Raw genomic sequence first — 12018 nt, forward strand, 5'->3', positions numbered from 1 at the left:
GGCTGCGGCGGACCATGAACGAAGACATCCTCATCAACATCACCCCGCAAGAGACGCGCGTGGCGCTCATCTTGCAAGGGGCCGTGCAAGAACTCCACATCGAGCGCACGCTGACGCGCGGCCTGGCCGGCAATGTCTATTCCGGCAAGGTGGTGCGGGTGCTGCCGGGGATGCAGTCGGCCTTCATCGACATTGGCCTGGAACGCGCCGCGTTCCTGCACGTGGCCGACATCTGGGAAGCGCGCAGCCACGAGACGCCCAACCTGCCGCCCACGCCAATCGAAAAGGTGCTGTTCGACGGCCAGGTGCTCACCGTCCAGGTGATCAAGGACCCGATCGGAACCAAGGGCGCGCGCCTGTCGACGCAAATCTCGATCGCGGGGCGCATGCTGGTGTATTTGCCGCAGGACCGGCACATCGGCATCTCGCAAAAAATCGAAAAGGAGTCGGAACGCGAACTGCTGCGCAACCGGCTCCAGGGCTTGCTGCCGCCCGAAGAAAAAGGCGGCTACATCGTGCGCACGATGGCCGAGGAAGCCTCCGACACCGACCTGGCGGCCGACGTCGACTACCTGCGCAAGACCTGGAGCGCGATCGTCAACGGTGCGCGCACGCGCCCTGCCACCAGCCTGCTGTACCAGGACCTGAACCTGGCCCAGCGCGTGCTGCGCGACTTTGTGCATGACGAGACGGCCAGCATCCAGGTCGACTCGCGTGAGAACCACCAGAAGCTGGTCGAGTTCGCGCAGGCCTACACGCCGAGCGAACTGACGCGGCTGCAGCACTACACCGGCGAGCGGCCGCTGTTCGACCTGTATGGCGTGGAGGAAGAAATCCTGCGCGCGCTCGGGCGTCGCGTGGACCTGAAATCCGGCGGCTACCTGATCGTCGACCAGACCGAGGCAATGACGACGATCGACGTCAACACGGGCGGCTTTGTCGGCGGGCGCAATTTTGCCGACACCATTTTCAAGACCAACCTGGAAGCGGCGCATGCGATCGCGCGCCAGCTGCGCCTGCGTAACCTGGGCGGCATCATCATCCTCGACTTCATCGACATGGACAATAACGAGCATCGCCATGCGGTGCTGCAGGAATTGAAAAAAACCTTGTCGCGCGACCGCACCAAGGTGTCGGTGTCGGGCTTTTCGGCGCTGGGACTGGTGGAAATGACGCGCAAGCGCACGCGCGAGTCGCTCGCGCATATCTTGTGCGAGCCTTGTCCTGCGTGCGCGGGCAAGGGCCAGGTCAAGACCAGCCGCACCATCTGCTACGAGATCTTGCGCGAGCTGATGCGCGAAGCGAAGCAGTTCAACCCGCGCGAGTTCAGGATTCTGGCGTCGCAGGAAGTGGTGGACTTGTTTTTGGAAGAGGAGTCGCAGCACCTGGCGATGCTGGGGGACTTCATCGGCAAGCGCATTTCGCTGCAGGTGGAGTCGACTTATCACCAGGAGCAGTACGACGTGATTTTGATGTAGAAAAACCCGGAAGTGTTGAATGCATTTTTGGCGTCACTCCCATGTCGCGCTGGGAAATTCGTCGTCGCCGCCCACAATCCACGCTTAGCCACCTATGCCATTACAGTTCGAAACCTTCGATGCCGAGTCTGGCGCCTTCACTTACCCGGACGACTGTTACGACGGCCTTCTGGCCGAATTTGACGGGCTGCTCGACGCGCACGATTCGGGTGAACTCAACGATGCGCGATATCTTGCCTCTCTCAGTCGGCTGCTTGCCGAGGCGCCGGATTTGGTCGACGTGCACGCCCACATCGCCTCCCACTGGCACCGCCAAGGCAAGCCCAAGAAAGCGCTCGACGCTGCCTTGCTGGGTCTGAGCGTAGCGAATCGTCATATTCCCGAAGGCTTCACAGGTCGCATCGAATGGGGGCACCTCGACAACCGGCCTTACCTGCGCGCCATGCACATCGCGCTGCTATCGTACATGCGCCTGCGCCGGCACAAGGACGCCGTAATCATCATCGAACTCATGTTGGCTCGCAATCCGGGCGACAACCAGGGCGTGCGCTTTTTGCTCGGTTCCGAGGCTTTGCGAGCCGGTGATCTCGACCACGCCCGATTTGTATTGGAGGCAGAGGCACCGAGTTACCCACCGTACTACTATGAATTGGCCCTGTGCCAAATGCAGCGCAATGACTGGATAGCTGCCGCCACAGCCTTGCGGCGCGGCTTTGCCGCAAACCCCTACATCGCTGAAATCCTTGCCGGGAATCCAAATCCGGCGCCGCTCGCGATCTGGCACGGGACCAGCATGGCTGAACCCGAGACCGCAACCGACTACGTTCGGATGTATGGCATGTACTGGCATAACCAGCCCGACAGCATTGCGTTTACCCGCTGGCTGTTCAATCATCCAAGGGTGTTGGCGGAGCGCGCGGCGCTTATGGAGTGCAAGGAAGCTGTCCTGTGGGAACCCGACGCGGCGATGCGCAAAAAATTCGTAGAGCGGGAACAGCTTCTGATCGACGGCATCGACGGCGTACTTTCAAGCGCCATCGTTACGATGCGCACTGACAGGCACGGGCAAGTTAGGTGGCCTTGGTTACACATTCACATGTAGACGTAGTAACAGGCAACTTGCTCTCATGATTGCACCGCAACTTTGACGATCACATTACTAACAATGAAAAAAACAATATGACTACTTCCCGCCAGCTGCTGTTGATTACCGCCTTGTGCACTGCCGCCGCCTTCGCCCAGGCCAAACCGCAGCGCGCCGCCGCGCCAGGCCAGTTCGATTACTACGCGGTGGCCCTGAGTTGGTCGCCCTCATTTTGCGCCACGCACAAGGATCCCGGCCAGTGCGGGCGCGGCCTGGGCTTTGTGCTGCATGGCTTGTGGCCCCAGTTCGAAAAAGGCTATCCGCAAAAGTGTTCGATTGAAAAGCTGCCGACTGCGGTGCGCGAAAGCTACGCGGCCATTTATCCTTCGCCCAAGCTGATCGGCCACGAGTGGGACGAACATGGAACATGCTCGGGACTTGACCCGGCCGCGTATTTCAAGCTGTCGTCCAGTCTGAAAGACAAGCTGGCCATTCCCAAGCCGTACCAGCAGCCGGCTGCGCCCGTGCGCGCGACCCCGGACGAATTCGTGCAGCTGTTCCGCGCTGCCAATCCCGGCATGCCGGTCGACAGCGTGCTGCCGTTTTGCGGCGACGGCGGGCGCTTTTTGCGCGAAGTGCACGCCTGCTTTACCCGCGAAGGTGCTGCGCGTACCTGCAGCAACGGCGAGATCAAGCGCTCGTACAATAGCTGCAGACAGGAGAGTTTCTTGTTGCAGAGTACGCGCTGATTGCCCTTCACTCGCCGCTGCGCCATCGCTGCCGTTGAAGCCTTTCACGCTGCCCTGCTACAGCATGACCGTCATGAGTGATGGTCATGCCTGCTATATTTTAGCCTCCCATATCGGCCCGGCGGCATGACGTTTTTAGCATCATCCATGAAATTTTTAATTTTGCCCCTATTCGTTTATTTTTACCACAACCTGGGTTGACCCAGGCGCAGTCCTTCTGAATACTCCCCGGTTTGACAGTCATTCGGTGCACAGCCGACCGGGAAAAACACGTGGATATCCGCACAATCAACAAGCGCGTTATGGGATCACTGGCGCTAGCAATCCTGACCGCCTGTGGCGGCGGTTCGTCAGCGAGCAAGTCCTCCTTGGCGGCGCCCGCGCCGGTTTTGCCGCCGGCCCTTGTAACGGAATCTGCGCCTGTACCGGCCTCGGTATCGGCACCGGCGCCAGCTCCCGAGCCCATGCCCGCGCCCGCGCCGGAACCTTCGCCAATGGCCACGCCAGCGCCAGTGCCAACATCTGTGCCAACACCTGTTCCGGCCACGGCGCCTGCACCGATGCCATTGCCAACGCCGCCACTGCCCCCTGCGCCAGTACCGCTGCCTGTGATCCTGCCCGCGCCGGTACCTACACCGGCGCCTGCGCCTGCTTCTGCGCCTGTGCCGACACCTGCACCTGCACCTGCACCTGCACCTGTCATTGTGCTCAAGCCAGCACCCGCGCCGGTGCCGGCGCCTGTGATTCTGCCTGCGCCGGCGCCTGCGCCGGCCCCTGCGCCGGTTCCCGCACCTTCGCCAGCGCCAGCCCCAGCACCGGCACCGGCACCGGTACCGGTACCGGTCCCAGCGCCAGCGCCAGCGGCCCCCACCGCATCAAGCTCATTCGGCCTGTCGCAAGACATCAATTTCTACACCATCGATACCGGCGCCGGACTCGTATTCAAGATCCGGCGCAACGATACGGGCGCCAGCACCCAGTCGGCGGGCGACATCGCCTCGATGGTCTACAAGGGTGTGCAATACCAGGACGCTTCGCGCGGAAGCCAGCTCAATTCCGGTTTCGACTTTTTGTACAAGGGCATCAGCGCGGTCAGCGTGAGCGCCGCCAACGTGGATGCCGACCATATCAAGGTGACCGTCAAAAGCGCCGGCCTGACCCACTACTACCTGGCCAGGCGCGGCGACGCGGACATCTACATGGCCACCATCTTCGACGTGGAGCCAGATACGCTGAACCTGGCGCGCTTCATCGTGCGCATTCCGGTTGCGGTGCTGCCGAACGGGAACACCGCAGGCGACTTGCGCGCAACGGTCAAGACCATCGAATCGGGCGACATCTTCGCCCAGGCCAACGGCGAAACCCGTTCCAAACACTACGCCAACATGCGCCTGAAGGATTGGCGCTACTTCGGCGCCACCGGCACTGGCGTGGGCATGTGGATGGTACGCGATAACAACGAAGGCAATTCCGGCGGACCGTTCTACCGCAGCCTGCTCAATCAAGTGACCAGCACCAACCAGGAACTGACCTACATCATCAACTACGGCGAAGCGCAAACCGAGGCCTACCGCACCAATATCCTGAACGCCTATACGCTGGTATTTAACGGCGGCGGCGCGCCGGCGGCGCTCGACACCAGCTGGTTCGCCGACATGGGACTGACCGGCTACACGGCGCCATCGGCGCGCGGCCGGGTGACCGGATCGGTGGCCAGCGGTCGCGTGAGCGGCGTCGACTATACGATCGGCTTTTCCAACACCACCGCCCAGTACTGGAGCACGGTGCGCGCCGACGGCGAGTTCGACAGCAGCGGCATGCTGCCCGGTACCTACACGGCCAAGCTGTACAAGAATGAACTGGCGGTTGACACGCGCAGCGTGGTCGTTACCGCCGGCAAGACCAGCGCCATGGCGGCAATTGCCGTCAGTGGCGACCCGGCAAGCACGGCGCCGGTGTGGCGCATCGGCGCGTGGGATGGCTCGCCTGCCGAATTACTCAACGGCAGCAAGGTCACCAGCATGCACCCGTCGGACGTTCGCATCAGTGCATGGACCACGGCGCCCTTTGTCATCGGTACGTCCAGCCCGGCTACCGGCTTTCCCGCCTATCAATGGAAAGACGTCAACGGCAGTCTGGTCGTCAAATTCCGGCTGACGCAGGCGGACATTGCGCCGTCCACCATTCGGATCGGCATCACAACCGCATTCGGCGGCGGGCGGCCCAAAGTGCAGGTGAACAACTGGTACGCGGCAAACCAGAGCGCATCCACCCAGCCCACCAGCCGCACGCTCACGGTGGGCACTTACCGGGGCAACAATACGCGCTACAGCTTCAGCGTGCCAGCCAGCGCGCTCGTGGTCGGCGACAATACCCTGTACCTGTCAGTCATCAGCGGTTCCGGCGGCACCGGCTACCTCAGTCCAGGTTACGCGTTCGACGCGCTGGACATGGTGAAAAACCCTTGATCGAGAGTGTGGCCTGTCACGCCTGCCACACCCCGTAGCCGGCCTCGCGCAGCGCGATGGCCAGCTCCACCTCCATCTCGGCCGCGCCGCGGTAGGGCATCGGGTTATAGATGGCGTACAGTTCCGGCATCAGCCGCAAGCCATACTCCTGAACAAACTTGTTTGCCTGAATCCCCGCCTTGTGCTTGTCAAAGCGCAGGTCGGGACTCAGGCCCGTCATTCCCACGTACACGCAAGGCTTGCCGCGCTCATAATCGGGATTCGATTTTTTAAAGCGCGCCTCGTAAATCACGTCATACGCCAGCTCGATCACATACACATTGTGGTGATAGCGGCGCGCCATGCCTTCACGCTTTGCCGAGCACGCTGATGTCGGCGCTTTCAAGCACGCGCTTTTGCGCGCCGCTGCGCACCACGGCCAGCATCGCCTGCCCCACTTGCCGCGTGCTCAGCACGTAGCGGGGCATTGCCGAGCGCAGCAGCGGCAGCAAGGGCTTGGTCAGCGTGTAGAAAATCCGGTACGCGGCCGTCTTGGACTTGATGCCGTCGAGCGGCTGGATCATGCCGGGCCGGAAAATATAGACCGCCCGGAACGGCAGCTTGAGCAAGGCGTTCTCGGTCTTGCCGCGCACCCGCTCCCACATGATCTTGCTGGTCTCGCTACTGTCGGCCCCTGCGCCCGACACATACACGAACGCCATGCGCGGATTGACCCTGGCCAGTACCTCGGCGGCGGCCAGCGTCATGTCATATGTCAGGTGCGCGTAGGTCTTTTCAGCCATGCCCGACGAGGTGACGCCGATGCAAAAGAAGCAGGCGTCAAAGTCGCCCAGCTCCGCCTCGATGCCCTCGTAATGCCACATGTCGGCATGCACCACCTCGCGCAGTTTCGGGTGCTGTTGCGCGGTCGGCGCGCGCCCGATCGTCTGCACTAGTTCAACGTCCGGCGCGGCGAGCGCCTCGCGCAGCACGCCCTGACCCACCATGCCGGTAGCGCCAAAAATTAATACCTTCATGCCGCCTCCATTCGTTGAGATTTCTTAAACCACGCTGGCGATAGTATGGCACCAGACGCCGGGATACGGAACTGACCGCGCGCGTGGACGGTCGAATTGGCAAGGTGTGCGACGCGCGCCGTGACTTCGGGAGCTGCCATGGACCAGGACATTGTGCACAGGATTGAAACGAACCCGCATTACATTCAGCTGGTTAAGGATAGAACCAGGCTCGGCTGGCTGCTGGCGTTCGCGATGCTGGTGGTGTATTACGGCTTCATCCTGCTGATCGCCTTTGACAAGGAAGCGCTCAGCATCCGTCTCGGCGACGGCGTCACCACGACCGGCATCCCGGTCGGCCTGTTTGTCATTTTGTTCACCGTCCTCATCACCGGCATTTATGTGCGCCATGCCAACAAGCGCTATGACGATTTGACCGCGGCCATCCATCGGGAGGTCCTCTGATGCGCCGCCCACTGTTGGCAGCAGCCGCTGTCGGCGCCGCATTGCTCGCCGTCGCCAGCGCGGCGTTCGGCGCCGACGTCATCGGCGAGACCGAAAAGCAGGCGCGCAACTGGGTTGCCATCGGCATGTTCGGCGCGTTCGTGCTCGCCACGCTGTTTATCACCAAGTGGGCGGCCAAGCGCACTAATTCGGCATCGGACTTTTACACGGCGGGCGGGGGCATTACCGGCTTCCAGAATGGCCTGGCCATTGCCGGCGACTATATGTCGGCCGCCTCCTTTCTGGGCATATCGGCGGCGGTCTTCCTGAACGGTTACGACGGCCTGATCTACTCCATCGGTTTTTTGGTCGGCTGGCCCGTGATCACTTTCCTCATGGCCGAACGCTTGCGCAACCTGGGCCGCTTCACCTTTGCCGACGTTGCCGCCTACCGTTTCGGGCAAGCGCCCATCCGCACGTTTGCCGCCTCGGGCACGCTGGTGGTGGTGGCGTTTTACCTGATCGCGCAAATGGTGGGCGCCGGCCAGCTCATCAAGCTGCTGTTCGGGCTTGACTACTGGATCGCGGTCGTCATCGTCGGTAGCTTGATGATGGTGTACGTGCTCTTTGGCGGCATGACCGCCACCACCTGGGTCCAGATCATCAAGGCCGGCATGCTGCTGTCGGGCGCCAGCTTCATGGCCTTTGTGGTGCTGATGCAATTTAACTTCAGCCCGGAGGCGCTCTTTGCCCAGGCCGTGGCCGTGCATCCGAAAAAGCAAGCCATCATGGGGCCGGGCACGTTCATCACCGATCCCATTTCGGCCATTTCGTTCGGCATGGCGCTCATGTTCGGCACCGCTGGCTTGCCCCACATCCTGATGCGATTTTTCACCGTGCCCAACGCCAAGGAAGCGCGCAAGTCGGTATTTTGGGCAACGACCTGGATCGCGTATTTCTACGTGCTCACGTTCATTATTGGCTTCGGCGCGATCGTGCTGGTCAGCACCAACCCCGCCTTTGTCGACGCGACCGGGAAAATGTTAGGTGGCAATAACATGGCGGCGATTCACCTTGCCAATGCCGTCGGCGGCAATGTCTTCCTCGGGTTCATGTCCGCGGTCGCCTTTGCCACCATTCTGGCCGTGGTGGCGGGGCTGACGCTGTCGGGCGCGTCGGCCGTCTCGCACGATTTGTACGCAACGGTTTTCAAGCATGGCAAGGCCACCAGCGAGAACGAGCTGAAGGTGTCGCGCATCACCACCGTCGGGCTCGGCATCGTGGCCGTGGTGCTGGGCATTGTGTTTGAGAAGCAGAACATTGCCTTCATGGTGTCGCTGGCCTTTGCCATCGCCGCCTCGGCCAACTTCCCGGTGCTGTTCATGGCGGTACTGTGGCGCAACTGCACCACGCGCGGCGCCTGCATCGGCGGCTTTCTGGGGCTGATCAGCGCCTTCGTGCTGACGGTGCTGTCCAAGTCAGTGTGGGTCGACGTACTTGGCCACCCGGCCGCGATATTCCCCTACACCTCACCGGCGCTGTTTTCCATGACGGCGGGCTTCTTGGGCATCTGGTTGTTTTCAGTCACCGACACCAGCGAGCGCGCGCGGCTGGACCGGGCCGGCTACCCGGCCCAGAAAGTGCGCTCGGAAACGGGCATCGGGGCCTCCGGTGCGTCAGGGCACTGAGGCGCTGGGGACGAACAACTGCTGGCCGCCGACCCGGAATGACGCGATTTTGCCCTGCCCTTCCGGCGACGTGATCCAGTCGATCAGCGCGCGTGCGCCTTTGTCGTTGATGCCGGGGTGGCGTGCGGGATTGACGGCAATGATGCCGTAGGGGTTGAACATCCGCGGGTCGCCCTGCACCATTACGGCCAGGCCGGTCCTGGCCTGGTAGGTGGCGTAGGTAGCGCGGTCGGCCAGGGTGCAGGCTTGCAGTTCGGCGGCCATGTTCAGCACCTCGCCCATGCCAAGGCCGGCTGACAGGTAGCGCGACGCCGGCGGCATGGCGCCGGCCAGCTTCCAGTAGCTTTTTTCCATGACGTCGGTACCGGAATTGTCGCCGCGCGAAATGAACTTGACGTTGGCGGCAGCGATTCTTCGAAAGGCCGCGATCACATCCTTGCCACCCTTGATGCGGGCCGGGTCGCTCGCCTGGCAGGCGACGATAAAGTCGTTGTACATCACGTCGCGCCGGCCCACGCCATAGCCTGCCGCGACGAAGGCATCTTCGGCTGCGCGGGCGTGCACCAGGGTGACGTCGACGTCGCCATTCTTGGCCAGTTCCAGCGCCTTGCCGCTGCCCACGGCGATCACATGGACCTTGGCGCCGGTTTTGACCTCGAAAGCGGGCAGCAGGTAGGCGAGCAGGCCCGAGTTCTCGGTGCTGGTGGTGGTCGAGAGGCGGATGATTTGCTCGGCATGCGCAGTTGCGCCCAAACCCAGCGCGGCAACCGTCGCCAACCGTAGGGAGGAAAAGCGCAGCGCATTCCGCCATGCTGAGCATGCGACGCGGAATGCGATCCGCTTTTCCGCCCTACGGTCCACTTTTCGATCTCGCACGATGGCACTCCCGATGGCACTCATTGTTTATACTCCAGTTTTCCGTCGCGCAGCTTCAAGCGCTGCACGCCCGGCAACCCAATCAAATCCCGGTCATGGCACGCCATCACCACCGTACTGCCCTGCGCAATCAGCGCCGGAATGAGCGCAATCACCTGCTCGCGCGCCGCGCCGTCCAGATTGGCCGTCGGTTCATCAAGCAGCAGCAACTTCGCCTCCAGCACCCTGGCGCGCGCCAGCGCCACGCGCTGCACCTCGCCACCGGACAACGTCGCCGGATCGCTGCCGCGCAAATGCCCAACTCCCGCCCAATCCATCGCCTCGCTCACCTTGCGTGCCACTTCCGCCTTTGCCACTCCGCGCGCTATGAGCCCGTAGCCGACGTTATGCGCCACGCTCGTTGAAAACATGATCGGATGCTGATGCACGTACACGACAGCGGCGCGCAGCGCGCGCGGATACGGCGCCAGCACCACGCTCTTTCCACACCACGCCACACCCTGCGCCTGGGCATCTTCCAGCCCCGCCAGCACGCGCAGCAAGGTACTCTTGCCGGCGCCATTGACGCCGGTGAGCACATACGCGCTACCTTCCTCCAGCGCCAGCGCATCGATATCAAACAGCAGCCGCGCCCCATGCAACTTGCGCAAGCGCTCCACCGTCAGCAAGGCGCTCATGCGCGCCCCCGCACCGCATGCGCGTCACCCTGCAGGACCATGAGCGCGCCGTTCATCAACAGCGCCAGCGCGATCAACACCATCCCGAGCGCGATCCCCTGCGCAAACTCGCCCTTGCTCGTTTCCAGGGCAATGGCCGTCGTGATCGTGCGCGTCTCGCCCGCGATATTGCCGCCGACCATCAGCGCGCATCCCACCTCTGAAATCACACGCCCAAATCCGCTGATCACCGCCGCCATCACGCCAAAGCGAACCTCGTGCAGCACGGTCAGCATGGTGCGCCAGCGCGACGCACCATGCGCAATGGCCGTCTGCGCATAGCGCGGGTCGGCCGCCTGCACCGCCGCCAGCGTGAACGCCACCAGCACCGGCAGGGCAATAGCCACCTGACCCAGCACCACGCCGCCCTGCGTAAACAGCAGCTGCAGTGAACCGAGCGGCCCATGGCGCGAGAGCAGCAGATACAGCAGCAGCCCGACCAGCACCGTTGGCAGCGACAGCGCCGCCTGCACCAGCCAGATCACCAGGCGCCGGCCGGGAAAGCGAAAGCTCGCAATCGCATAACCGATGCCGACCGCCAGCGGCGCCGCGAGCAGCAGCGCAGTAAAGCTGGTCTTGACAGAGATCCAGATGATACGCCACAGCTGCGCGTCGCCCGACAGCAGCAGATCAAAAGCGCTGCCGGTTGCGGCCAACATCAGAGCGGCTTTAACTGAGGGTCGAGCAGGCCCGGTTCGAATTCCAGCCGCTCGCGCCCGTTCAGCAGCAAAAAGTGCTTGCCGGTGCAGCGCGCCAGCAGCGACATGCCGACCTTGCCCGCCACCATATGCCCCATCTGCGTAGTCCCGGAGCGCGACAGCAAAAATGGAATGCCCATCTGCGCGCCTTTGATGACCATCTCGGACGTGAGCCTGCCGGTGGTGTAGAACACCTTGTCGCCGCCGTCCACATCATCGAGCCACATTTTGCCGGCGATTGCATCGACTGCATTGTGGCGGCCCACATCTTCGACAAAATACAGCAGCTCGCCGCTGCTGGAAAACAGCGCGCAGCCATGCACTGAACCGGCCTGCTTGTAGATCGACTGCTGGGTGCGGATCGTCTCCACGATCCGGTACACCACCGACTGGCGCAGCCGTGCGTCCAGCGGCAGCGCGATCAGGTCGACTTCATCCATCAGGCCGCCGAACACCGAACCCTGCCCGCAGCCGGTCGTCACGACTTTTTTGGAAGTGCGCTCCTCGACGTTGGCAATGCCGCTGCGCGTGACGACCGCCACCGCATCGACCGACCAGTCGACCTGTACCGAGACGATGTCTTGCATCGACTTGACCAGCCGCTGGTTGCGCAGATAGCCAAGCGTGAGCGCCTCGGGCGCGCCACCCAGCGTCATCAAGGTCACCAGTTCGCGCTTGTCCACGTACACCGTCAGCGCCCGCTCCGCCGGAATGGCGATCGTCGAAACGCGGCCGCGTTCATCCACAACCTCGACTTCATGCGTCAGGTCGGCCCTAGCGTCGGACAGGAGCGGCTGGTAGCGGCCGGGGTGCGCTGCCATG

At 62.7% G+C, this 12018-nt stretch carries 13 protein-coding genes; 6 read left to right on the forward strand and 7 right to left on the reverse strand.

Annotated features, from left to right (window positions below):
* Positions 1-14: 14 nt before the first annotated feature.
* The 3 genes from rng to ACP7D4_RS19030 all read left to right on the forward strand — a co-directional run bounded on the left by rng (position 15) and on the right by ACP7D4_RS19030 (position 3311).
* On the forward strand, positions 15-1478 hold the full coding sequence (gene rng, locus ACP7D4_RS19020; protein WP_426102898.1) for a ribonuclease G: 1464 nt from the start codon (positions 15-17) through the stop codon (positions 1476-1478).
* Between the two features lie 94 nt (positions 1479-1572).
* Positions 1573-2580, forward strand: a complete 1008-nt coding sequence (locus tag ACP7D4_RS19025) for a tetratricopeptide repeat protein (RefSeq protein WP_426210720.1) — start codon at positions 1573-1575, stop codon at positions 2578-2580.
* A 77-nt stretch (positions 2581-2657) separates the two neighbouring features.
* Positions 2658-3311: a ribonuclease T2 family protein gene (locus ACP7D4_RS19030; RefSeq protein ID WP_426210722.1), complete on the forward strand. Its 654-nt coding sequence runs from the start codon at positions 2658-2660 to the stop codon at positions 3309-3311.
* A gap of 100 nt (positions 3312-3411) precedes the next feature.
* Here the strand turns inward: ACP7D4_RS19030 and ACP7D4_RS19035 are convergent, their stop codons facing one another.
* Positions 3412-3813: a hypothetical protein gene (locus ACP7D4_RS19035; protein WP_426210724.1), complete on the reverse strand. Its 402-nt coding sequence runs from the start codon at positions 3811-3813 to the stop codon at positions 3412-3414.
* A 202-nt stretch (positions 3814-4015) separates the two neighbouring features.
* Between ACP7D4_RS19035 and ACP7D4_RS19040 the strand changes: the two genes are divergently transcribed.
* The gene (locus tag ACP7D4_RS19040) at positions 4016-5779 is read left to right on the forward strand and encodes a rhamnogalacturonan lyase B N-terminal domain-containing protein (protein WP_426210725.1); all 1764 of its coding nucleotides are present in this window, start codon (positions 4016-4018) and stop codon (positions 5777-5779) included.
* Between the two features lie 16 nt (positions 5780-5795).
* Here the strand turns inward: ACP7D4_RS19040 and ACP7D4_RS19045 are convergent, their stop codons facing one another.
* On the reverse strand, positions 5796-6122 hold the full coding sequence (locus tag ACP7D4_RS19045; protein WP_426102906.1) for a hypothetical protein: 327 nt from the start codon (positions 6120-6122) through the stop codon (positions 5796-5798).
* Positions 6123-6126: 4 nt separating this feature from the next.
* On the reverse strand, positions 6127-6795 hold the full coding sequence (locus ACP7D4_RS19050) for an NAD-dependent epimerase/dehydratase family protein (RefSeq protein WP_426102908.1): 669 nt from the start codon (positions 6793-6795) through the stop codon (positions 6127-6129).
* A 138-nt stretch (positions 6796-6933) separates the two neighbouring features.
* Here ACP7D4_RS19050 and ACP7D4_RS19055 point away from each other — a divergent pair, with 138 nt between their 5' ends.
* The gene (locus ACP7D4_RS19055; protein ID WP_426102910.1) at positions 6934-7239 is read left to right on the forward strand and encodes a DUF485 domain-containing protein; all 306 of its coding nucleotides are present in this window, start codon (positions 6934-6936) and stop codon (positions 7237-7239) included.
* Entirely contained in the window at positions 7239-8906 is a 1668-nt protein-coding gene (locus ACP7D4_RS19060; protein WP_426102912.1) for a cation acetate symporter, read from the forward strand. The genes ACP7D4_RS19055 and ACP7D4_RS19060 overlap by 1 nt, the downstream gene beginning before the upstream one ends.
* Here ACP7D4_RS19060 and ACP7D4_RS19065 read toward each other — a convergent pair.
* The 4 genes from ACP7D4_RS19065 to ACP7D4_RS19080 all read right to left on the reverse strand — a co-directional run bounded on the left by ACP7D4_RS19065 (position 8895) and on the right by ACP7D4_RS19080 (position 12017).
* The gene (locus tag ACP7D4_RS19065) at positions 8895-9683 is read right to left on the reverse strand and encodes a substrate-binding domain-containing protein (protein WP_426210727.1); all 789 of its coding nucleotides are present in this window, start codon (positions 9681-9683) and stop codon (positions 8895-8897) included. The two genes, ACP7D4_RS19060 and ACP7D4_RS19065, sit on opposite strands and share 12 nt — an antisense overlap.
* 119 nt (positions 9684-9802) lie before the next feature.
* Positions 9803-10459, reverse strand: coding sequence for an energy-coupling factor ABC transporter ATP-binding protein (locus ACP7D4_RS19070; RefSeq protein WP_426210728.1), 657 nt, complete (start codon positions 10457-10459; stop codon positions 9803-9805).
* A complete protein-coding gene (locus ACP7D4_RS19075) occupies positions 10456-11157 on the reverse strand; it encodes an ABC transporter permease (RefSeq protein ID WP_426102918.1) in 702 nt (233 codons plus the stop codon). Before ACP7D4_RS19075 ends, ACP7D4_RS19070 begins: the two co-directional genes overlap by 4 nt.
* The gene (locus tag ACP7D4_RS19080) at positions 11157-12017 is read right to left on the reverse strand and encodes a formate dehydrogenase accessory sulfurtransferase FdhD (RefSeq protein WP_426102920.1); all 861 of its coding nucleotides are present in this window, start codon (positions 12015-12017) and stop codon (positions 11157-11159) included. Before ACP7D4_RS19080 ends, ACP7D4_RS19075 begins: the two co-directional genes overlap by 1 nt.
* Position 12018 lies beyond the last annotated feature (1 nt).

The organism is Massilia sp. TWP1-3-3 (assembly GCF_049897805.1).
Lineage (GTDB): Bacteria > Pseudomonadota > Gammaproteobacteria > Burkholderiales > Burkholderiaceae_D > Telluria_A.